Here is a 22,165-nt window from a genome sequence, read left to right on the forward strand (position 1 = left end):
TGTTTCGGTGAACGCGCGTTCGAGTTCCACAGCTACGAGCGCCTCGATGTCTGTTCGCTCGAGGCCGGCAGCCACGGCGTCCGAGACCCAGCGAGACAACTCGGTACGTAGTGCGGCGCTTTCTGCCATCCCGGGCTTGGCCAAGGACTTGGTGACAAACGTGCCCAAGCCTGGCCTCGGCGTGACCAACCCGTCGCGCTCGAGCTCCTTGTACGCCTTGAGCACGGTGTTGGGATTGATCGCGAGCGCACCCACTACGTCTTTTGCGGTAGGCAGTCGGTCACCGACCTGTAGGTCGCCGAGACGGAGTGCCTGCTTCACCTGCACAACCAATTGCACGTAGGTGGGAATGCCGGATCGGCGGTCGATACGGAAGTCGATCATCCGAACCCTTTCACTAGTTCATTAGTGGAATAGATATTTACCCCACCTTTGCTCACCAGGTCAAGGCCTTTGCCCTTCCGGTCAAGAGCAGGCACCCCTGTAAAGTGCAGATGCCCCGGATTTCCGGGGTGCCACGCTGCTTGTGAAGTCCGGTGCAATCCCGGCACTGTCGACGCAACTGTGAAGTCGCCCGGATATTGACGAGGCGAACGAGTCAGGTCACCCAGCTTCGTGGCGACACGATGGTCCTCGGACGAAGGACGCTCGTGCAGCCCAGCCTCCCGGCCGCGCCGCATGGCGACCTTCTTCCACACAACTGGAGGGGTGGCTGTGAGCAGTCGGCCGACACGAACGTTCCGATCTATCTTTGCGGCACTGGCGGTGAGCACAGCACTGTTGGCGAGCGCCTGCAGCAGTTCGACGTCCGACGCCCCCACGACGACGGCAGCCTCCGACGGATCGTTCCCGGTGACGGTTGCATCCGGTTCCACCGACATCACCATCGAGACGCGTCCGCAGTCGATCGTGTCGCTGAGCCCCAGCGCCACCGAAACACTGTGGGCCGTCGGCGCCGGCGATCAGGTCAAGGCCGTCGACAATCAGTCCGACTACCCCGCCGGAGTTCCCGTAACAGATCTGTCGGGCTTCGCGCCCAACGTCGAGGCCATCCTCGGCTACGCGCCTGATCTGGTCATCGCCTCCGACGACATGAACGATCTTGTCTCCGGATTGAAGAAGGCCAAGGTTCCGACGCTCTTGCTCCCCGCAGCAACAAGCATCGACGACGTCTATTCGCAGATCGAGCTGGTCGCGGCGGCGACGGGCCACAAGGATGCGGGTACGGATGTCGTCGGCGACATGCGCACCAAGATCGATGCGGCGGTTGCCGGCGTTCCGACACGACCACAGCCTCTGACCTACTTCCACGAACTCGACTCCTCGCTCTACACCGTGACCAGTACCAGCTTTATCGGGAAGATCTACGGTCTGTTCGGAATGAAGAGCATCGCCGACGCGGCCAATCAGGGCGATTACCCGCAGCTTTCGGCGGAGTTCGTCGTCCAGGCCAATCCTGACCTGATCTTTCTGGCCGATTCTCAGTGCTGCGGGGTCACCGCGGAAGCTGTTGCAGCACGGCCGGGTTGGAACGGCATGAAAGCTGTGACCGGAAATCAGATTCATGTGCTCGACGAGGACCTTTCCAGCCGTTGGGGCCCCCGCGTTGCCGACCAGGTCCAGGCTGTTGCCGCCATCGTGGCGCAGGTTCCGACGGCCTGAGTTCCCTGATGACAAAAGCTGGTCTCGCGAACCACCGGATCGCCGCTCTTGTCGGTGCCGCACTCATTCTGTGTGCGTCACTGCTGATCGGTGTTCTGGTGGGTCCGGCCGGTCTGACTCCTGATCGAGTCATTCTCGAACTGCTCGACGGCATTCCGGGCGTCCACATCGATTCCGGTCTCACCGTTCAACAGCAGGCCATTCTGTGGCAGATCCGACTTCCCCGAGTTGTCCTGGGCGCGTTGGTCGGAGCGATGCTGGCAGTGGCCGGAGCCGCCTACCAAGGTGTGTTCCGAAACCCGTTGGCAGATCCCTATCTACTCGGTGTTTCCAGCGGCGCCGGTCTGGGTGCAACGCTGGCCATCGTCTCCGGCGGCGCGCTGGGCATGTTCGGAATTCCCATGGCCGCCTTCGCCGGTGGCGTGCTTGCAGTGTTCGCAACCTACGCGCTCGGACGCAGCATCGGCGGTGCCCAAAACGCCGTAGTCATCATTCTCGCGGGTGTTGCGGTTGCAGCATTCACCAATGCAGTGCAAACCTTTGTGCAGCAACGCTTCGACGATTCACTGCGCGAGGTCTATACGTGGCTGCTCGGCGGATTGTCGACGGACGGCTGGTCGGAAGTTCTGGTTGTCATCCCCTACGTCGTTCTGGCATCCGCCGTCATTCTTGTACACCGACGGGTGCTCGACGTCATGGCTGTCGGCGACGTGGAAGCCGCCAGTTTGGGCGTGGATCCGGCTCGGTCGCGACTCATTCTGGTGCTTGCCGCCACCCTCGGAACAGCCGCGGTCGTCAGCGCCAGCGGCCTGATCGGCTTTGTGGGAATTGTTGTTCCCCATGCAGTTCGACTTGTCGCCGGACCCTCGCACCGCCTCCTCCTGCCGCTGTCCCTGATGCTGGGCGCTGCGTTCCTCGTCCTCACCGACGTAGCCGCGCGCACTTTGATGTCGCCCGCTGAACTCCCGATCGGTGTCGTGACGGCCATGATCGGTGCACCGTTCTTCCTGCTGGTCCTACGCCGCAGCCGGGTATCGACATGACGACGCCCGCAGTTCATTGCCTAGGCCTACGAGTGGCGCTCGGCGGCAAGGACGTAGTCGACGGCATCGATCTTGATGTCTCCCCCGGCGATTGGGTAGCCGTGGTCGGCCCCAACGGCGCCGGCAAGACAACATTGATGCATGCCCTGGCGGGGTTGATCGTTTCCACGGGTGAGCTCACCGTGTCCGGTCGCAGCCCTCGCGATTCTTCTCGTAAAGCCATGTCGCAGGTAGTCGCCTTGATGCCGCAGCGGCCGGTGGTACCGGAAGGCGCAACGGTCACTGAACTTGTCGCGCTGGGCCGTACGCCGTATCTACGACGCTTCGGCACCGAGACGGCCACCGATCGCGCTGTGATCAACAACGTCATCGAGCGCCTGGACCTCACTGCATTTGCCGATCGCCGCGCAACCGAACTGTCCGGCGGAGAACTCCAACGCGTGGTTCTGGCCCGCGCACTCGCCCAGGAGCCCAAGGTGCTGCTTCTCGACGAGCCGACCAGCGCCCTCGACATCGGCCACCAGCAGCAGGTCCTCGACCTGGTGGAGGCAATGCGGTTGTCCGACAACATCACAGTGATTGCCGCAATGCACGATCTCACTCTCGCCGGTCAGTACGGGCAGCGCATCGTGTTGCTCAATCAAGGCCGAGTCGTGGCCGACGGAACACCGTCCGAGGTTCTGCGCGCCGACCTTTTAGGCGACGTGTACGGCGCCCGCGTGGAAGTTTTGGATCGACCGAGCGGGCCCGTAGTTGTACCGATCCTCCAGAAGAACGCCCGCTGATGGAACTGGTGATGCTCGGCACCGGAGCTGCGGATGGCTGGCCGAACCCGTTCTGTACGTGTGAATCCTGCTCCGGGGCTTTGGAAAATGGTTCGGTCCGAGGCCATACCGCAGCACTGTTGGACAACCGAATCCTTTGGACTGCGGACCCGAAGTTCCCCGTGCCGCTTCGCGATACGGCAGAACCCTCGCCGGTGTCTCACACATTCTGCTGACCCATTCACATCCCGATCACCTGGGCCCGATGGCCCTTCTGTTCCGGTCTTGGGCCTCTCGAACCGAACCACTCCAGGTTCTCGGACCGGCCGACGCACTGGATCTCTGCCGCGACTGGGTGGGCCCCCACGACCCGGTCACCTTCATTCCACTCGTTGCCGGGCAGTCGATAACGCTGGAGAAGTATGTTGTTCGCGCTTTGGCTGCGACACACGAGGCGCCGACGTTGTTGTACGACATCACCGACACTGACGGAACCCGAATCTTCTGGGCAACCGACACCGGTCCACTTCCCGAGTCGACCATTGCCGCAATTGCAGAAGCGGACTTCGACGCCCTCTTCCTCGAAGAAACCTTCGGCCACAAAACCGACCACGACACCGGGCACCACGACCTGCCCAGTTTCGCTCGCACCGTTACAGCACTACGCGATAACGGCGCCGTCACCGACCGAACCGATATCGTGGCCGTTCACCTGGGACACCACAACCCGCCGCTGCCGGAACTCACTGAGGCTCTGAGCTATTCCGGCGCAAGGACAGTGCCCGACGGAGCCGTACTGCAGCTACGGATGCCGGCACCGCATCGCACCCTGATCACCGGTGGCGCCCGCGCGGGCAAGTCCACCTACGCAGAAAGTCTGCTTGCCTCCTACAAACACGTCACCTACATCGCCACCGGAGATCCCTACGACGACGATCCCGACTGGACCGACAGGGTGGCGTCGCATCGCGCGCGGCGGCCGGCTAGCTGGACGACAGTCGAAACCAGTGATGTGTGCGAAATACTTTCCGGTGCAACCGAACCTATTCTCCTCGATTGCCTGGGCACCTGGTTGACTGCGCGCATGAACCGACATGACGTGTGGGCAAGCGGCGACACCAGCGCGGTCCACACCGATATCGACCAACTTCTGAAAATTTGGGCAACTTGCTCGGTTCCGATTGTTGCCGTCACCAACGAAGTGGGCGGTGGTGTGGTTCCGGAAACCAAGTCCGGCAGAATGTTCCGCGATCTACTCGGCCTCCTCAATGCCCGGATCGCCGACGCCTCCGAGTCGGTCGTTCTTCTGACTGCGGGCATCCCCACCCGACTGCGCTGACACTCAAAGTAGCCCAGTGAGGCGACGTGCGCAGTCGAACAGGAACCCCACCAATTCCCGGTCGTCCGGCGTAACGCGCTCGAACGATCCCTGGACGCACAATCCACCCGCCACCAGGTCTGCATGATCTCGGATGGGCACCGCCAACGCCGACCTTCCGAGGCGACATTCCTGAATCTCGAATGCAAACCCTTGCAATCGAACCGAGCGCAATTGCTCGTCAAGTTCATCTCGATCGTGAATCGTGAACTCGGTGAGGCGGCGCAGTTCCAGATCGTCGAGAATCCGATCGTCGTACGCGAGCAGTAGTTTGCCCAACGCATTCGAGTGAACGTTCTTCGACAGCGTGGTTATCCCGATGATCTCGTGATCCGGATCCTTGTCGACAAATCTCAAGCGGCCGGCGTTGAACGAGGCGACATGCAACCCGTAGCGCGTGTGAGTGCGCATCTCTTCAACCTGATCATGCAACGACGGTGACGGACCACTCGCCGAGGCGGCATGCGAAAGCTCAGCCGTACGCCGACCCAAAGCAAAGCCGGATAGATCCGGTACCCGGACAAGAAATCCTTCTGCCACCAACAGATTCAACATGCGATACGCGGTCGCCGACGGCACGCCGGTGAAGGTCGCGATCTCCTTTGCCGTTGTTCCCGGCCCCAGATGCGCAACCGCTTCGAGCATCCCGAGGGCCTTCTGAACTGCTCGGGGTTGCTGACCACTGAAGTGGGCGTCATCAGTGGTCCGATTGCCGACTCGAGTACCGGCTCGAGTATCGGAGGGGGCACGACCGATGGTCACTCTCTCTGCTCCGGCAGGCCGTTGCCGAAGGCAGACCGATCCGGAACCAGGTGTGGCCGACCATCGCCGTCGACAAGAAGTGTGCCTGTTCCCGGCAGCAAATCCACAGTCTCGATGCTGTCGAAAGCACCAACCGCGCGAAGGCTTTCCGGGCGAACGCGCCGAAGAATCGCACTCCACATCGTTCCGGATGCGGCCACTGCGGCAGCGGCAATCACCAACACCCACACCCCGTGAGCTGCCCCGTCCACAACTATGTAGACCAACAACCCGGCGCCCGCAGCACTCACCGACAGGGTGCACAGACGCGTCGACCACGTGTGCTCACCGATTCTGCGCAGAAACCTCCAGGACGCAAAGGCCACCAACGTATAGGCGCAGACCAGTGCAGTTTCCACCACTCCGTCGAAAGATCCCGAATCATCGCGGACCGCGTCGGAAAACACAAGCACGCCAGCAGTGCTCACAGAGACAAACGTGAGGACGGCAACGTAGGGGGTTCGGAATCGGCGGTGCATCCGCGCGAGCGACGACGGCAGTACCCGCTCGACTCCCATCGAGTACAGCAACCTCGAACCTGCTTGCGCGCAACCGAGAGTGCACGCCAACCAAGAACACGTCATACCGATCTTCACCGCCAGCACAACTCCCGGGCCGGCGCCGGATGCCGTCCCCTCGAAGTAGGCGCCGACGATAGTCGCTCCATGCCCGGTCATCGCTGCCCAGGCGGCAAACACGAACAGGACCCCGCAGATGATCGGCGAAATCAGCACCGTACGAGTGACGGTAATCAACGGCCTCTTCGCTTCGGGTCCGAAGAATGCTGCGCTCTCGAATCCGGCCATGCTCAGCACGGTCAGCATGGCCAAGAACGGAACAACGCTCAACGACGGATTCGGAAGCGCCACAGTAGTTGCCGTGTCGGTCCGAGTTGCCAGCATCACTGCGATGATCAAGATCAGTGAACAGGCCTCGACAACCAGAATCGCACGGGTCGCAAAGCGAACTCCCCGTACCGCGATCCAGGCAACGGTGACGGCAATCAGAATCGTGACGATCCCGGTCGGAACTGGTCCTTCGAACTGTGGACCGACTATCGAAATCGTGTCCAGCAGACTGGGGACTGCTTGTGAAAACACGGACACCGAAATACCGAGATACCCCAGCACCAAAGCAGTTCCAGCCGCCAGCGCAGCTTTGGTACCTGATCCCTGAAAGACAAAACTGTAGAGCGAACCGGCAGCCGCCAACCTGCGCGTGAAGTGCGTAATACAGAGCGCAACAAGAAATACCGCGGAGGTCGTCGCGGCAATGGCAACCAATCCGGCATACCCGGGGCTGTACGTGATCATCCAGAACGCAATGAAGACCATCCCGGTAGCGGGTGCGATCGTCGACAAGGACTGGCCGAGAAGGTCAATCGGCGTCAATCGTCGCCGCCCCAGACCTCGCAACGGCGAGTACACCGGATCATAATCCTGGTCGGCACTTTGAGCGCGCACGATTGCCGCCCGTAACGCCGCGGTCACGGCCATGTCTCACCGTCCATTCAGTGCCAACCTTCTTGCGGGCATATCTCCGATGTCGGTCAAATTAGTCCGCCTATGTTTCCGGACGGTTTCCACCGTGGCGCGCAGTGCCGCTCCAAGTGGGAATTCGCACCGCCCGATTGCGTCGGCTGGAGTCGCCGCCACTCGACGAAAACATGATGCCCGAGCCGAATAGGCGCCACTACCTGCAGATTTGCTAATTCTCACCCCAGAAATGCAATCCCACTTGAACCTCCCCCGGACGTATCTCCGCCGAAGCATGTTCGCCGCAGAACACGTACAAGATGTGTCCCACACGTCACTACTACTGCCGAGAAGAACGGAGGAATCATGGACTTCACCGTCGCCGCCGCCTCAGCGATCATCGGATTTGTCCTGCTACTTGCCGGCATCCCCAAGCTGACAGACAACGAAAGTGTTGTGCGTTCGATACGTGGCTACAAGATCCTGCCCAGCGTGCTCGAAGCTCCGGTGGCACGAGCACTCCCGATTGCCGAGACCGCAACAGGGATCCTTCTGGTGACGGGGATTGCCCGGCAGTGGGCGGCCGGAGCTGCCGCAATCATGTTCACGTCGTTCTTTCTCGGACTCACTGTCAACCTGCTCCGTGGTCGCCGAGACCTCGACTGTGGTTGCTTCGCTTTCGGACTCGGCGAGATTCCGCGCATTGGATGGTTCCACGCGGTGCGAGCCGGAGTCCTTGCCGTCGCATCGCTGGCAATTGTTGTGATCGGAAGTTCAGCGACACTGCCTCTTCAGGTTGCCGGTTCGGCCCTCGCCCTCCTCCTGGTATTGGCGGGCGTCGCAGCCGCTCAGATCCGATCTGTCGTTCATCTGGGAAGACGCCCGGTCGACGACTACCTCTCCGGCGCCTCCATCCGCTTGCGGGCAGCGAACGCTACCTCTCGCTACGGCACTTGACCTACACCCTCTCTTCACTGACTGCGCAAAGGCAGGACTATTGCGATGACTACTTTTCTGCTCGTAGCAACCGTGATCCTCGTGATCGCCGTGGCCGTTCTGTTCATGATGATGCTTGCCCTCGCACGTGAAATCGGCCGAGTGCAAGTACGACTCGGACCCCTCGGTGCCCGGATGATGGATACCGGACCCAAGGTCGAACAGGCGGGTCCGTCGTTTGCTGGTCTGATCGACCAAGAAGGTCGAACCGTCGGAGTCGGCGGCCATCGCGACAAGCCACAGCTCCTGCTGTTCACGGCGCCGAGTTGTTCGACCTGCAAGAGCCTGCTTCCCGGACTCCGGGCAATGGCCCGAGCCGAATCCGACCTCGACGTCGTCATCATTTCCGACGGAACACCCGAAGAACATCGAGAGTTTCTGGCCGGCAGCGGAATCGGCGACGAGCTCAGCTACATCGATGCTCGCGACGTCGGTATCGCCTACCAGGTGGGCACAACTCCGTACGGCGTAATCCTCGACGAGCACGGCAAGATTCGCGGCAAGGGCCTGTGTAACCACATGGCTCAGGTGGAGAGCTTGCTCAACGCCCTCGAATCCGGCACGCCCTCACTCCAACACCTTCACGCGCGGGCGAAGTCGGGCAGCGCGGCCTGACTCCGAAGTCTGCTCGTTCCTCTTCACGAATCAGGAGAAAATCGTTGGACGACAATGCATTCCCACAACACAACATGACCGAGAACCGATATCCGGTGGACGAGGCAACCGTACAAGCGCAAGCAGAATGGATGGCGGGCCAAGGTGGTTCACTGACCAGCCGTGCGGGCCGCAAACTCTCCGAACGAGTCTCGCGGCGATCGATGATCAGTCGAGTCGGCAAATGGACCATGGGGGTTTCCGGAGTTGCACTGATCAGCACCTTGCCGGTCACTCGCACCGCTTTCGCGCAGGAAGCCGCGCCTCCCGCTCCGGCTCCCGGCCCCGAACCGCTGGTACCCGTCTATGACGGCAAAGATCCGGCCGAATGTGAATACTGGCGCTGGTGCAACATGGATGGCACATCCTGTGCTGCCTGCAACGGCGGCGGCGTCACCACCTGCGCTCCCGGCAGCAAGCCCGGTGCCGAATTCTGGGTCGGGTGCTGTACCAATCCGGATACCGGTAAGACGTATCTGATCGCGTACTACGACTGCTGTGGTGCGCCTTCGTGTTCCAACGCATTCTGCGGTGAGCCGGACATGCAGGCAGTGATGTACAACCCGGTGGCCGGCAGCTACGACCAGGAAATCATCTGGTGCGTCTCCGACGAGTCCCAGGCGTACACGTGCACGATGGCGCCGATCATCGGCGAGGACTGCCAGGCGCGTCCCGCAGAACGCCCGAAGGTCGGTGCCGGATCATGACCACTTCGCGATACCGAAAGTTCGCTCGACCCGCCGTCGCCGTGCTCCCACTCACCGTCGTCCTCGCCCTCGCCGGATGTAGTTCGTCCGACAACGACGAATCTTCCAGCGCCGGCGATGTCACCTACCCCACCGTGCCGTTCACCGCACCGGGCGAGGGCATTTCCCTCGGACACGACGATCAGGAAATCGGCGATACCATCCCGGAGCCACTGCACGTCGGTTCCATCATCCCGATCGCAGCTGATCGACTGCTCGGAGTCGAAGGCGGCTTCGGAAAACTCGAACTCAGCGTCAATGTCATCGACCCGAAAACCGGTGTAGCCGAAAGCCGTATCACCGTCGGACCGGGAATCTGGGATCCGGTCATTCACGGATTTGTCGGGGCAGCGCCCGAAGACCCAGCGGTGCTCGCCGCTGAAGTGTGGAGGCCTCGAGGTTCCCGTGGCGCAGCCGATTTCACGATCAGTACCTACTCCGGCAACTTGTTGGAACCGGCCGAGGTCGCGCTCCCGGACGTCGCCCGCGTGCATTCACGTCCCGGGTCCAACGCGGTCACGTCCGACGGCAAGTTCTTCGTCACCTGGGATGACGGTCTGTACGGCATCCGCGTCGTGGATCTTGAGAAGAAGGAAGCCAGCGGAGCCCTGCAAATCGTCGGTTGCGGACCCTTTACCTGGATGGTCGGGCACGAACTGTACAGCGTGTGCGAGGACAGTCGTGAGCTGCTCCACGTCTCGATCAGCGACGACGGTGTTCCGACGGAGACGGCTCGCTCCAAGGTTCTGCCCGATGATTTTGTCTCCACCCGCAAGGTCACCTGGGCCCCCGATGCACAGAAAGCGTTGTTGGTCAGCGAGAACGGCGATGTGTACGTCTTCGACTTCTCCGACGGGCTACCGAAGGAGTCTGTCAAACCGATCGGAAACGCGGGTCAGGATTCTGGCCGGTTCTCCGAGAATGTCATCAATGCCGACGCCACCCGTCTCGCAATTGCCTACACCGACAGCGCTGTTCACCCGGACTCTGCCCGCGGTGGCTCGTTGGTCAAGATCGATCTCTCCGACGCCGCCACTTTCACTCCGGTGAAGAGTCTCTCGCTCACGGATCTCGGTCTCACCGATATCAAGAGCATGGTCTTCTCGGTCGACGGTGCCACCTTCTACGTACTTGGTACCGGACCGGAAGTCGACGGGTCCGCACCGCAGAAGATCGTGGGCTACAACGCAACTACCGGTGAACAGGTCAGCTCCGCTGAGGTCTCGGGAAATGTCGGTGATGTCAGCGGATTGATCACGCCGGAAGTAATCCGATGAGTGGTCCCGGATCCGGTGCACGCAGTTCTATGTCGGTACAGCTGGGTCGGCGCCGATTCCTGAGCCTGGGTGCACTCGGCGCCGCGACTCTCGGAGTCGGAGCTGTCGGATCGATCGCCGGATGCAGTTCCACTGCAGCATCTCCGGCGCAGCCAACCGATCTCGACTACATTCTGCCGACCGATCCCGAGGTTGCTGCCGCAGAGTCGGCGCGGGCCTGGAACGGAAGCACCGCCGCGTTTGCTCTGACCGCCGGATTCTCGACGGTTGATCTCGGCGGACGCCTGGTGGACACGTGGACGTACGGCGGCGCTGCTGTGGCGCCGGAGCTTCGTTTGACCGCCGGTGACCGTGTCAAGGTCGCCGTCCACAATGCTCTCGAGACTGAAACCACGCTGCACTGGCACGGAATTCGCATCCGCAACGATATGGACGGGGCCGCACCCACCACGCAGGCTCCGATCGGTGTCGGCACGACTTTCGACTACGACTTCGTCGCCCCGGATCCGGGAACACACTGGTATCACTCACACAGCGGACTACAGTCCGACCGAGGTCTTTTCGGTGCCATGATCGTCGAGGATCCGAATGACACCAGCGGGGCAGATGCTGACGCTGTTCTGGTGCTCGATGATTGGCTCGACGGGCTGGGCACTAGCCCGGATTCTGTTCTGATGGCGCTCAATCCGGCAATCGCCGGTGGCCACGGTGGACACGGCGGTGCAGCATCGGCTCCTGCGGAGCATTCCGCAGGCGAGATGACACTGGCGCAGCAATTGGTGAATGCCGGCCACGGCTCGTCCGAGGTTCTCGGCGGGATGACACAGCACATTGCTTATCCGCTGCATCTGATCAACGGGCGACCGCCCAATGATCCTGCCGTCGTCACCGCTGCCCCCGGCTCTGTCCTCAGGCTGCGAATCATCAACGCAGCAGCTGAGACTCCGTACCGATTCGCGGTGGCGGGACATGAGATGACGATTGTCGCGGCCGACGGTTACGACGTGGAACCGGCCACAGCCGACACGATCATCGTCGGCATGGCCCAACGCTACGACGTACTCGTAACAGTGAAGTCCGGATCGTGGCCGATCGTGGCCAAGGTCGAGGGCCGCGACGGCTATGCGTCGACGGTCCTGCGTAGCAACGACGCATCGGCCCTGACGAATCCTGATGTAGGTGGATCGATTCCGGAACTGGGCGGCAAGCTGGTGCTCGAAAGTTCGCTTCGCCCCGCGCAAGCCGTGCGGCTCGAAACGAAATCGCCGGACCGCGACTACCGAATCGAGTTGATCCAAGCCGGTGATCGATACGTCTGGGGCATGGCCGGGGCGGATGCGGGAAAATTGATCATGAAGCAGGGCGAGCGCGTTCGCATCACGATGAAGAACTCGTCCACAATGTGGCATCCGATGCACACTCACGGCCATACCTTCGCTGTTCCGGACTACGGCGGACTTCGCCGCGACACCGTCAACGTCCTACCTGGCACCGAACTGGCCATCGAGTTCGATGCCGACAATCCAGGCGAGTGGATGTTCCACTGCCACAATGCCTATCACTTCGAAGCGGGCATGACCGCAAACCTGCGTTACGTCCGCTGACAAGAACCGATTTCGAGAGGACCTCTCATGAAAAAACTCGTTCCCACTTTCCTCGCCGTCTGCGCCGCAGTGAGCCTCACCGCCTGCAGCAGCGAAAGCACTGCGTCCGCCGAACCCGCCGTTGTGATCGAGGTGAAGAACATGGCCTACACGCCGGCGTCGGTCACCATCCAGAAGGGCCAAACGGTCGAGTGGAAATTTGACGACGGTGGGCTTCCCCACGACGTGGTCGGTAACGGCGCATTGGAAGGAAAGCTGAAGAGCGAGTTGCTCACCGAGGGAACCTTCTCGTACACGTTCGACGACGCCGGGACCTTCACCTACCACTGCACGCCCCATCCGATGATGGTCGGCACCGTGATCGTTCAGTAATGAGGAGGTGGATCGCCGTTCTCGGCACTATTGCCGCGGCAGCATGTATTCCTGCTTGTGGCACAGAAGATCCCGCCCCCGACGTCGTGGTCGAGATCAGTAATGTTCAGTTCAGCCCGATGGATGTCACGACCTCGCGTGGCGGCACGGTCGAGTGGCGCTTCGACGACGGCGGGCTCCTCCATCATGTGGAATCACCGGGACTGTTCGACAGCGGCATCACCGGCGACGGCACCTACCGGCACACGTTCACCGACCCGGGTGTCTACGAGTACACGTGCTCCGTGCATCCCTACATGACCGGAATCATCACAGTCCTGTGATCACTTTTCATGAACTACATACCTTTTGGAGGTTCTGATGACTACCGTTCTCTCACACGGCCCACTCGAGACGGATGTCCCCGACATCCGCCCGACCCTTCAAGGCTCGGTTGGTACCGCCACCCGGGTGACACTGATTGCCGCGGGTGCCGCAGCCGGCGCCGGCATCGCAATCCTGTCAGGCCCTTCGAACATCACCGCTTTGACGATAGCAGTCGTCGGGGCAGGATTGGTGACGTCACTGGCAGCCAATTGGTCGACCTGCGGCATGTCGGTTGCCGGCGTGGTGGCTGCACCGAAACAGCCTGACCGCAAGGGCTCTTCGACTCCCATCCGCCGTCTCGGTTGGCACGCACTGGGTTCCGTCACAACAGGAGCCGTGACCGGAGCACTGATCGGCGGTCTGGGCGCAGCTGTCTCCGGCTACATTCCGATCGGCTGGGCTTTGGCAGCGTGGGCCGCCCTGGCGCTGGCATACGGACTGCACGAGTTGGGCGTCCTCAATTTGCCGACTCCGATGCGGCGCCAACAGCTTCCGCGCCATCTGCGTCGAACCATGGCACCGTGGAAGGTTTCACTGATTTTCGGCGCAATCATCGGGCCGGGATTTCTGATCTTCATCCGATCCAGCGCGTACTACCTGCTGGCGCTCGGCGTCATCGCCTCGGGTTCACCGGCCCTCGGTGCCGCCCTCTTCACCGTCGTCTCGCTCGGCCGGTGCATGCCCAGCCTCGCCGCAATCGTGCACACCCGACGTGGTGGCTCGATGCCCGGCTTCCTCTCGATCATGTGCGTCGTTGACCGTCGGGTCCAGAGTGTTACCGGCGCTTCACTGATCGCATTGGGGGCCTTCGCCGCTGCGTCCTTGATCTGAAGTTCTACCGAATACGTATGGCCGGTGAGCATCTCGCGCACCGGCCATACGTATGCCCACCTCCGGACCATGCTGTGTCACTGCACGTTCAATGCCATCTGCACAGAATCTTCCCGAGGAGTGGTGACCTTGGCATCGCGGCCCCACAACATATCCAGTGCCGCTTTGGGTTTGGCCAAAATCCATTCCCGAGCAGCATTCTTGACCAGAGTCGGCGTCGAGCAGCCGCAATCACTGTTCACACCGTGCGCATCGATCCCGGCATCACGGCACAACGCCACGGCCCGAGGCACGTGGTATCCCTGGGTGACAATCAGCGCATCAGTAATGCCATACGTATGTATTGCTCGGAAACAGGTGTCGTAAGTGTCGAGTCCGTAGGGATCCCCGACAATCCGACGCTCATCGATACCCTGCTCCACCAGGTAGTTCGTCATTGCAGCGATCTCGTCACCCGAAGCGCCATTCGCGTCGCCCGACACCAGTACCGCACGCGCCTTCCCGTCCTCGACCAGCTGAACAGCAGCGTCGAGGCGACCTCTCAGGAAGGCCATCGGCTTCCCGTCCTTGATTTGTGCGCCCAGAACGATCACCACCGGAGCTTCCGGCGCGTCCGCCACGTCGGAGGTATGCCCAGCCGACGCGACAGAAATCCAGACGATGGTGCCCACGTAGAAAACGAGGCCCAGGACGACGAGACCCACAATCCATCGCTTCACTAGCGGAACAGATTCGCCACAAACGGGATCGTGTCAGCCTGCGACTCGACAAACGCACCGCTGTGATCGGTGTTGTAGGTCTTGAATGTCACCGGCTCACGATTGGCGACCAGCGCCGCGACCAACGAAATCGCTGACGGTGCCGGTACATCCACGTCAAGTAGCCCTTGGCCAATGAAGATCGGACGGTCGTAACCGCTCGTCGGGACACCCATGTAGTCGTTGAGCAACCCGTAGAAATTCGGGATCTGATTCAGCGGCCTCGACAAGAGATCTCCGAGCACCAACTTCTTCGACGCGTCTTCCAGGTCTCCGGCACAGAGCTTTTCGGCCAGGTCCACGTTTTCCCGTCCCAGCGGAGTGAGGTACGAGTTCAGGTCGATTTCGGGATGCGCCTCCCGGAAACCGGCCAAGATGTAGAGCGCATACGACGTCAGGCCACCGCCGAGTGCAATGGGAGGAAATCCTGGTCCGGCCGGCTGGAAAGCCAGTTCGATGTTGGCAGGCACACCCGTTCCGACGCCGCCCCGGTAATCGAGCGAATCACCGCCGTATTCGGTGGCGTAACGCGCTGTCGTGATGGCTGCTCCGCCGCCTTGCGACTGCCCGACTACCGCCCAACGATTCGAGATCGACGAATCGATGGCGCGAGCGGCCTTCACGGAATCAACGACGCTGTGCGCCTCCACTTTTCCGTCCAGGTACGGCATGAGGCCAGGAGTTCCCAACCCCACATAGTCTGTCGCGACAATTGCGTAGCCTTCATCAAGCCAACGACCGAGGTAGGGGTAGTCACGGTCGGGTAGGCCGGGGCCGACAAGCGAAGGCGCACACGAGTCGTCGAGACCGGTGGTTCCATGTGCCCACGCGACGACGGGCCAGCCGCCTTCCGGAGCGGGGCCGGCGGGAACGTAGTAGGCGCCGCTGCTGAGCGCGGGCTGGCCATTCGAGCCTATGGTCCAGTACGTGAATCGCTTCGCGTCGGCGGTTCCGGGAATCCAGAGGTCCTTGGGCAGCGGTTCACTCGAGACCACAGTTCCGGTGCCCTGTGAAGCGCTGGGAGCTTGCGCGAAGGCAACGGGCGCGGCGACGACGGAACCAATCGTGGCAGCGCACAACGCCGTGACGGATAAACGAACTAGCGACCTCGACTGGAACTTCACGTGAAGACAACTCCGATTCATTCGACGCGCTACTTACGCGTCATCAAAGCTCATCGTAAAACGTGGTGCCGATCCGCGCGGCTGATTGTCAGCGCACCAACAACGACGCCGACCACCACGCCGATCAGTGTGTCGACCACACGCGCCACTGCCGAGTCCGTTGTAATGGGCGCATTGAGCCCGATGAGTACCAAGGCCATGGGCGTCACAGCCATGGATGTCAGGGCATAGTTCTTGATCACCGACAGTTCCGCCGCTACCTGGAAGATCACCACCGCGACAACTGCTTGCCAGTAACCCAGAGTCATCGCGATCAGAACGGCGGCAATGACTGCTCCCGCGACATTTCCGAGAAGACGCTGAATTCCGCGCTGGACAGTCTGCTTGTAGTTGAGCCCCTGCATCGCGGCAACCGCACCCATCGACGCCCATGTCGGATGTTCGAGGCCGGCGCCGGCGGCCAGCCACCCCGCAAACAGAGACGCCAGAACGATACGACCTGCGTTGGTCCGAACCTCACGCGAATACATTCGCGCCAGCCCCGCGACAAAGTAGCCATCGGGCGCTGGAATTTCCGAGGCTGGTTCCAGTGCGTGCTCGATCATGCTGGACCGCTTGAGCTTGCGAAGCTCCTTCTCGTGCAGAGCAATATCGTGAATCAGCGTCGGATCGCCGTGCTCATGCCACGCCGCGACCGCCGCGTCTGCTTCGTCGAGCACCGCCACCAATTCACGGCCGTGATCGACGGCCGATTTGATCCGACCGCTCGACGCGGTGATCGAGCGCGCACGAGCAATGGACGCTTGCGCAGCCACAACTCCAGGCTCACCGGTCTGCTCTAATCGCCCAACTGCCGCTACCGCTCGGGCAACAGCCAGCCGCGCCGGACCCATCGGCAATACGAGCGCGGGGAACATCGCCGCCATCCAGCCCACCAGGATGCCGAGGGAAGCTGCAAGGATCAATTGCATCAAACCTGAAGCGGTAGAGGTAAATCCGGCAGCGCCCGCCGCAGCAAAGACCAGGATCACCGGCCCCGGGCCTGTTATCTCGAAGCCTGACATGAAGCAGTACGCGGCACCTGCCAGCAGCGATAGAACACCAATTTGTATCCACACCGAAACGCCGACCAGTCCCAGTACGCCGCCCACAGCAACGGACGCAACGAGCGCAATTCCTACCATCGCGAGCTTGCCGGCCAATCTCGGATACGGCTCATACCGGCCGAAGGCCGCACACACGGCCCCTAACGCAGCAAAACCCGCCAACTCCTGATAGCCGAGCAGTCCACCCACAATCAAGACGACGGCTGCGGCTAGCCCTACCCGGATAGCCGGCGCGATGGTCGCATCAGCAGGCCCGATCCGAAATGCTGCCCGCCAGGTCGATCCGGACACCGAGTGAGCCAACGCGTCACTCGAATGTTCGAAGCGACTGGTGGCTGTTTCGGTAGATGTCATTGACCCAGCATACATTTATTTCACTAGTAAATTACTTGTGAAATACTATGAATTGAGTCGCTAAGATGTACCTCATGGCGCAGGCGAGCAGTTCCGAAGACGACTTCATCGACAAAGTCCGTCGCGAATGGAAGCGCGTTTACCCCGAATACGACTCCTCTCCCATCGAGGTCATGGGCCGGATCAATCGCATCAGTTCGCAGTCGCTCCATCAACTGGACAGAGCACTTGCGCCCACCGGCGTCTCGCGCGCCGAATTCGACGTCATGAGTGCATTGGCCCGTAGTGATCGACCATTGCGAACCAGCGAAGTCACCTCAGTGACTATGTTCAGCGGAGCCGCCACCACCAAACATGCCGACCGACTGGCCAAGTTGGGACTGGTAGAGCGGAAACGCTTCGAACGCGACGGACGCGTGGTTCTCCTTCAACTCACCGACGCCGGACGCGCTTTGGTGGAAGCAGAATTTCCCCGTCGAGTCGCACGTGATCGGCAACTGCTGTCCGGACTCGACGTCGACGAGCAAGCGCAACTCACGGCACTGCTGAAGCGGATCTCGATCAACATCGACGCCGGAATCTGGGACTGACCGAGACTCTGGGACTGACGTCGGGCTCTGGGATTGACATCGCGTCAACGCCCGGGCGGAAATCCACCTGTCGCAATCGGACCCCATGAATCGACGGTGACGCGGATCAGGCTCTTGCCCTGCTTGCGCATCGCCTCGCGGTACTCGTCCCAGTCGGGGTGGTCGCCGGCGATGGAACGGTAGTAGTCGACCAAGGGTTCCACCGATTCCGGTAGGTCGATCATCTCGGCCGTTCCGTTCACCTGCACATACGGTCCATTCCATTCATCAGAGTGGATACACAGCGAAACAGCGGGCGTACGACGCACATTCACCGCTTTGGCCCGCTCCGGGTAGGTGGAGATGACGATGCGGCCTTCGCCGTCGACGCCACACGTGACCGGCGATATCTGAAGTTCACCCGACTTCTTGATCGTCACCAACGTGGCACGATGCCGCGGCCGAATGAACGCGAGAAGTTCAGAAAGCGAAACCCGATCTGCACTGGCAATTTTCGACATACTCCCAGACTAGGTCTGAATTCAACACCGATACAGGTGTGCGCTCAGGGCATCTCGATCGTCTGCGCCCGGGCGATCTCGCCGATCGCCGTGGCGATGTACGTTGCCTGCGGTTTCTTGGTGCCCGCAGACAAACTGCCCATCACCAGTACCGCTGAACGTAGATAGGCGCCGTGGCCGATCCGGAAAGAATCGTCTTCCAGATCGGAGATGCCGAGCGCTCCGGTATAGACCGCAGCCAAAGCCTGTACGTCCAGATCGGGAAGCCACGTGATGGTGGCTTTCGCGCACGCAGTCAAGGCATCCTGCACGTCTTCGCTCGAGAGTCCATCTGGATGCGTGTCTTCGAGCAGTTCGCGCACGATGGCCGCATGAACGGAGCTGACCTGCTCGAATGAAAGATTCTTCAATTCGTCGACAGCCTCGGTGAGCGCACCACTGTTGGCTGCGCGCACTGCTGCCAACGCATCAGCTGTCGCGTCGGCGATATTGCGGGCAACCTTCGGCCACTCTGTCGGCCAACTCGGTGTCGGCAGACTCTGCTCGGGGTTCACTTTCGGTTCTCCTTCATTCGCGCTCGCGCGAAGTCTGTCAGGCGGTACCGACAACTTTCCACCAAACCAGTCACGTGAAGCGATCCAACAGCGCCATCGCGTTGTGCGGTGCAAAACCTTTCATGTCATTGTCGAAGTAGACGAACACGTCGAGCCCCTCGTCCATCCAGCCCCGGAATCGTTCGGCCCACTCATCGAGGGCATCGTCGGTGTAACCACTTGCATACAGTTCCTTGTCGCCGTGCATCCGCACATAGACAAAATCGCTGGTCGGCGTAGTGATCTGTGGATATCTTCCGGCTGTATCCGCGACGACAAATCCGATATCGTGCTCGCGCATGAGATCCACCGCTTCGGGCACCGCGAAGCTCTCATGTCGAGCCTCCACCGCATAGCGGATCGGGAGTTCGATCTCGGTCTGCGCAAACACGCGGTCTTCGGCAAGCTTCTCGTCGTGGCCGGCAGCCAATTCCGCCGCCTCCGTCGTAGTCCGTGGAAGGAGGTCAAAAAAGTTCGACAACCGTGCGGGTTCGAACTGCAGGGTAGGGGGCAGTTGCCACAAAATCGGGCCGAGTTTCGGACCCAATGCCAAGGTGCCGGCCGCGAAGAAATTAGCCAGCCCCGTTTCAGCGTCAAGAAGCCGCTTCATATGCGTGATGTACCGGGCACCCTTGAGGGCAAATACAAAACCGTCCGGAGTTTCACTACGCCACTTCACGTAGCTTTCGGGCTTCTGGAGCGCATAGAAGGTGCCGTTGATCTCAATGGAGCTCAATTGTTCTGCGGCATATGCTAACTCCCGGCGGTGCGCGAGACCTTTCGGATAGAAGTCCCCGCGCCAAGCCGGGTACATCCATCCCGAGATACCTACCCGGATATACGCCACCGCTTCAGACTAGACGCCGGATACCCCAGCACTGAGTGCAACGGAGACCGGCACGACGGTCAGACACACCACTGCCGCGACAAAAAGTGCGATCACGAGTCGACGATCCCACTTTCCACGGGCGCCACTCGCAGCGAGCATGAAAATCACAAAACCAACACAGACAGACACGATCGTCACGATCACGGGAGTACCAACCATGCGTTGATTGTCCCCCACCCCATTGTGGGTATGCCCCTCGGAGGTGAATACCCCAGCCGTTCAATACCCCAGCCGACCAAGGAGCGAAAATGCCGAAATACCTCTGGCAAGTGACCTACTCGACGACCGGTGCCGCCGGCCTCCAGAAGGAGGGCGGTAGTGCGCGGCGTGACGCGGTCACACGAATGGTCGAAAGTATCGGCGGCACAGTCGAATCCTGCCATTTTGCGCTCGGCAGCCACGACATGTTCGTCATAGGCACTCTTCCCGACAACATTGCCGCAGCCGCATTGAGCATCCGAACAGCCGCCGAAGGCGCCGCCCGATCCGAATCCATCACCTTGCTCACACCGGAAGAAATCGATGAAGCAGTCAATCGCCGTACCGACTACCGCAAACCCGGAGCGGAATAGATCCAGATCACAGACAGGTTGCACCCATCATGACTGACGCGAAGCAGACACCTGACCTGGGCACGTACGGAATCTGGCGAGGAGCTGCCGGGCTGAAACCCGACCTGGGAGTGGCTATCGAGAAACTCGGCTACGGCACCATCTGGATCGGCGGTTCACCGCACGCAGATCTTCGACTGGCAGAAAAGCTGCTCGACGCGACCGAACACATCACCGTGGCGACGGGGATCGTCAACGTCTGGTCATCACCGGCTGCTGAAGTTGCCGAGTCGTACCACCGACTCGAAGCCAAGCATCCGGGGCGGTTCCTCCTCGGAATCGGCATCGGGCATCCCGAAGCCACCGGCGATTACTCGAAGCCCTACGCCACATTGGTGTCCTACCTCGACGAACTCGATGCGGCCCAGGTTCCGGAGTCTCGCCGAGTTCTTGCCGCGCTCGGCCCCAAAGTGCTGAAGTTGTCTGCTGACCGCGCTGCCGGCGCGCACCCGTATCTGACAACGCCCGAGCACACCGCCGAAGCTCGCGAAATTCTCGGACCGTCGAAAATCCTTGCACCGGAACACAAAATTGTTCTCGAGACCGATTCAGAGAAGGCACGGGCAATCGGCCGTCCGGCTGTCGCCAACCCCTACCTCCATCTCCGCAACTACACGAACAATCTCGAACGTCTCGGCTTCGCGCCCGACGAAATCGCGAATGACGGAAACGACCGTGTCATCGACGCTCTGGTGGCATACGGAACGGCTCGCTCGATCGCGGACAGGCTGCGCGAACATATCGCTGCCGGAGCCGATCATGTTGCAATCCAGTCACTTCCGGCCGATGGCGATCCTCTGGCGACCTACGAAGCATTGGCCGCCGAGCTTTTCCGCTGACTAAGGAGCAAGTCGCTGACCAAGGAGCAAGCAATGAAGATTGTCATATTCGGAACCGGACTCATCGGCAGCCAAATCGCATCGACGCTGGGTGAAGCTGGACATGATGTCGCGGCCCTCGGACGTCGATCCGGAATCGACACCACTACCGGCAAAGGAATTGCCGAAGCAGTCGAGGGCGCCGATGTGGTCGTGGACCTCACCAATTCCCCGTCGTGGGAGGACGACGCCGTACGGTCGTTCTTCCGCGAGTCCACGAGCCATATCCTCATCGCCGAGAAAGATGCCGGAGTGAGGCACCACGTCATCCTGTCGATCGTGGGCGCCGACCGACTGCCCGACTCCGGATACATGCGAGCCAAGGTCGCCCAGGAAGACCTGGTCAAGGCGGGGCCGATTCCCTACTCGATCGTCCGCTCGACCCAGTTCTTCGAGTTCATCGCCGGCATCGCCGATGCCGGGACCGTAGACGGCACTGTCCATGCGACCGCGGCACGCTTGCAGCCGATCGCTTCGCAGGACGTCGTAGCCCACCTCGCCGAGATCGTGACGGGCGCGGCAGTGAACGGCACGACCGAAATCGCCGGCCCCGAGCCTTTGGGTATCGACGAACTTGTCCGGAGACTGTTTGCCGCTACCGGCGACAAACGCACCGTGACAACCGATCCCGACGCCGGATACTTCGGTGCAAGACTCGACGACTCGGAACTCACCCCCACACCGGGCGCCAATGCTTGGATCGCTCCGACCACGCTGGAGCAGTGGCTGCAAGAGCACGTCTAACGCCTGACGACATGCCGGTGCAACGCACAGTGACCTTCAACCCGGCGGG

General features: G+C 61.2%; 24 protein-coding genes and 2 pseudogenes. 16 read left to right on the forward strand and 10 right to left on the reverse strand.

The features are described from left to right. Positions 1-165: 165 nt before the first annotated feature. Positions 166-384: pseudogene (locus tag BDB13_RS32765) on the reverse strand (GntR family transcriptional regulator); the annotation flags it as partial. 294 nt (positions 385-678) lie between these two features. Here BDB13_RS32765 and BDB13_RS02770 point away from each other — a divergent pair. The 4 genes and pseudogenes from BDB13_RS02770 (at position 679) to BDB13_RS02785 (ending at position 4,808) form a co-directional block, all read left to right on the forward strand. Continuing rightward, positions 679-1,662, forward strand: a complete 984-nt coding sequence (locus tag BDB13_RS02770; RefSeq protein ID WP_176459512.1) for an ABC transporter substrate-binding protein — start codon at positions 679-681, stop codon at positions 1,660-1,662. Positions 1,663-1,670: 8 nt separating this feature from the next. Then, positions 1,671-2,705, forward strand: a complete 1,035-nt coding sequence (locus BDB13_RS02775) for a FecCD family ABC transporter permease (RefSeq protein WP_094270303.1) — start codon at positions 1,671-1,673, stop codon at positions 2,703-2,705. Beyond that, the gene (locus tag BDB13_RS02780) at positions 2,702-3,490 is read left to right on the forward strand and encodes an ABC transporter ATP-binding protein (protein WP_094270304.1); all 789 of its coding nucleotides are present in this window, start codon (positions 2,702-2,704) and stop codon (positions 3,488-3,490) included. Before BDB13_RS02775 ends, BDB13_RS02780 begins: the two co-directional genes overlap by 4 nt. Then, a pseudogene (locus BDB13_RS02785) lies at positions 3,490-4,808 on the forward strand (bifunctional adenosylcobinamide kinase/adenosylcobinamide-phosphate guanylyltransferase). Before BDB13_RS02780 ends, BDB13_RS02785 begins: the two are co-directional and overlap by 1 nt. Positions 4,809-4,811: 3 nt before the next feature. On the opposite strand, the gene BDB13_RS02790 reads toward BDB13_RS02785, so the two are convergent. Both BDB13_RS02790 and BDB13_RS02795 read right to left on the reverse strand, forming a co-directional pair. After that, a complete protein-coding gene (locus BDB13_RS02790; RefSeq protein WP_094270305.1) occupies positions 4,812-5,609 on the reverse strand; it encodes an IclR family transcriptional regulator in 798 nt (265 codons plus the stop codon). Continuing rightward, on the reverse strand, positions 5,606-7,144 hold the full coding sequence (locus tag BDB13_RS02795) for an APC family permease (RefSeq protein WP_094270306.1): 1,539 nt from the start codon (positions 7,142-7,144) through the stop codon (positions 5,606-5,608). The genes BDB13_RS02790 and BDB13_RS02795 overlap by 4 nt, the downstream gene beginning before the upstream one ends. 345 nt (positions 7,145-7,489) lie before the next feature. Between BDB13_RS02795 and BDB13_RS02800 the strand changes: the two genes are divergently transcribed. From BDB13_RS02800 to BDB13_RS02835, 8 genes are all read left to right on the forward strand, one after another. After that, a complete protein-coding gene (locus BDB13_RS02800) occupies positions 7,490-8,080 on the forward strand; it encodes a MauE/DoxX family redox-associated membrane protein (protein WP_094270307.1) in 591 nt (196 codons plus the stop codon). A gap of 45 nt (positions 8,081-8,125) precedes the next feature. Next, positions 8,126-8,734: a redoxin domain-containing protein gene (locus BDB13_RS02805; protein WP_094270308.1), complete on the forward strand. Its 609-nt coding sequence runs from the start codon at positions 8,126-8,128 to the stop codon at positions 8,732-8,734. A gap of 74 nt (positions 8,735-8,808) precedes the next feature. Beyond that, positions 8,809-9,480: a methylamine dehydrogenase light chain gene (locus BDB13_RS02810; RefSeq protein WP_094270309.1), complete on the forward strand. Its 672-nt coding sequence runs from the start codon at positions 8,809-8,811 to the stop codon at positions 9,478-9,480. Then, a complete protein-coding gene (locus BDB13_RS02815; RefSeq protein WP_094270310.1) occupies positions 9,477-10,796 on the forward strand; it encodes a hypothetical protein in 1,320 nt (439 codons plus the stop codon). The genes BDB13_RS02810 and BDB13_RS02815 overlap by 4 nt, the downstream gene beginning before the upstream one ends. Further along, a complete protein-coding gene (locus BDB13_RS02820) occupies positions 10,793-12,400 on the forward strand; it encodes a multicopper oxidase family protein (protein WP_094270311.1) in 1,608 nt (535 codons plus the stop codon). The genes BDB13_RS02815 and BDB13_RS02820 overlap by 4 nt, the downstream gene beginning before the upstream one ends. Before the next feature lie 27 nt (positions 12,401-12,427). Beyond that, positions 12,428-12,772, forward strand: coding sequence for a cupredoxin domain-containing protein (locus BDB13_RS02825; protein WP_094270312.1), 345 nt, complete (start codon positions 12,428-12,430; stop codon positions 12,770-12,772). Further along, entirely contained in the window at positions 12,772-13,095 is a 324-nt protein-coding gene (locus BDB13_RS02830) for a cupredoxin domain-containing protein (protein WP_094270313.1), read from the forward strand. The genes BDB13_RS02825 and BDB13_RS02830 overlap by 1 nt, the downstream gene beginning before the upstream one ends. A 37-nt stretch (positions 13,096-13,132) precedes the next feature. After that, positions 13,133-13,969 (forward strand): methylamine utilization protein, encoded by an 837-nt coding sequence (locus BDB13_RS02835; protein WP_094270314.1) that lies wholly within the window; start codon positions 13,133-13,135, stop codon positions 13,967-13,969. 77 nt (positions 13,970-14,046) lie between these two features. On the opposite strand, the gene BDB13_RS02840 is transcribed toward BDB13_RS02835, so the two are convergent. From BDB13_RS02840 to BDB13_RS02850, 3 genes are read right to left on the reverse strand one after another with little or no spacing between them, the layout of a single operon-like run. Then, a complete protein-coding gene (locus tag BDB13_RS02840) occupies positions 14,047-14,673 on the reverse strand; it encodes a SanA/YdcF family protein (protein WP_369597444.1) in 627 nt (208 codons plus the stop codon). Between the two features lie 14 nt (positions 14,674-14,687). Next, complete coding sequence (locus BDB13_RS02845) at positions 14,688-15,851, reverse strand: alpha/beta hydrolase (protein ID WP_094270316.1); 1,164 nt, start codon at positions 15,849-15,851, stop codon at positions 14,688-14,690. Between the two features lie 50 nt (positions 15,852-15,901). Continuing rightward, positions 15,902-17,311 (reverse strand): FUSC family protein, encoded by a 1,410-nt coding sequence (locus tag BDB13_RS02850; protein WP_254922682.1) that lies wholly within the window; start codon positions 17,309-17,311, stop codon positions 15,902-15,904. Between the two features lie 65 nt (positions 17,312-17,376). Here BDB13_RS02850 and BDB13_RS02855 point away from each other — a divergent pair, with 65 nt between their 5' ends. Beyond that, positions 17,377-17,901, forward strand: coding sequence for a MarR family winged helix-turn-helix transcriptional regulator (locus tag BDB13_RS02855; RefSeq protein WP_094270318.1), 525 nt, complete (start codon positions 17,377-17,379; stop codon positions 17,899-17,901). A gap of 44 nt (positions 17,902-17,945) precedes the next feature. On the opposite strand, the gene BDB13_RS02860 is transcribed toward BDB13_RS02855, so the two are convergent. The 4 genes from BDB13_RS02860 to BDB13_RS02875 all read right to left on the reverse strand — a co-directional run bounded on the left by BDB13_RS02860 (position 17,946) and on the right by BDB13_RS02875 (position 20,042). Beyond that, entirely contained in the window at positions 17,946-18,401 is a 456-nt protein-coding gene (locus tag BDB13_RS02860; protein ID WP_094270319.1) for a PPOX class F420-dependent oxidoreductase, read from the reverse strand. A gap of 44 nt (positions 18,402-18,445) precedes the next feature. Further along, the gene (locus tag BDB13_RS02865) at positions 18,446-18,955 is read right to left on the reverse strand and encodes a hypothetical protein (RefSeq protein WP_094270320.1); all 510 of its coding nucleotides are present in this window, start codon (positions 18,953-18,955) and stop codon (positions 18,446-18,448) included. Positions 18,956-19,025: 70 nt separating this feature from the next. Beyond that, positions 19,026-19,841: a DUF72 domain-containing protein gene (locus BDB13_RS02870; RefSeq protein WP_094270321.1), complete on the reverse strand. Its 816-nt coding sequence runs from the start codon at positions 19,839-19,841 to the stop codon at positions 19,026-19,028. A 9-nt stretch (positions 19,842-19,850) separates the two neighbouring features. After that, the gene (locus BDB13_RS02875) at positions 19,851-20,042 is read right to left on the reverse strand and encodes a hypothetical protein (protein WP_094274627.1); all 192 of its coding nucleotides are present in this window, start codon (positions 20,040-20,042) and stop codon (positions 19,851-19,853) included. 89 nt (positions 20,043-20,131) lie between these two features. On the opposite strand from BDB13_RS02875, the gene BDB13_RS02880 reads away from it, so the two are divergent. From BDB13_RS02880 to BDB13_RS02890, 3 genes are read left to right on the forward strand one after another with little or no spacing between them, the layout of a single operon-like run. After that, the gene (locus BDB13_RS02880; protein ID WP_094270322.1) at positions 20,132-20,455 is read left to right on the forward strand and encodes a GYD domain-containing protein; all 324 of its coding nucleotides are present in this window, start codon (positions 20,132-20,134) and stop codon (positions 20,453-20,455) included. A 29-nt stretch (positions 20,456-20,484) separates the two neighbouring features. Further along, the gene (locus BDB13_RS02885; RefSeq protein WP_094270323.1) at positions 20,485-21,333 is read left to right on the forward strand and encodes an LLM class F420-dependent oxidoreductase; all 849 of its coding nucleotides are present in this window, start codon (positions 20,485-20,487) and stop codon (positions 21,331-21,333) included. A 33-nt stretch (positions 21,334-21,366) separates the two neighbouring features. Then, positions 21,367-22,116 (forward strand): SDR family oxidoreductase, encoded by a 750-nt coding sequence (locus BDB13_RS02890; protein WP_094270324.1) that lies wholly within the window; start codon positions 21,367-21,369, stop codon positions 22,114-22,116. Positions 22,117-22,165 lie beyond the last annotated feature (49 nt).

It is taken from the genome of Rhodococcus sp. OK302 (assembly GCF_002245895.1).
Classification (GTDB): Bacteria; Actinomycetota; Actinomycetes; order Mycobacteriales; family Mycobacteriaceae; genus Rhodococcus_F.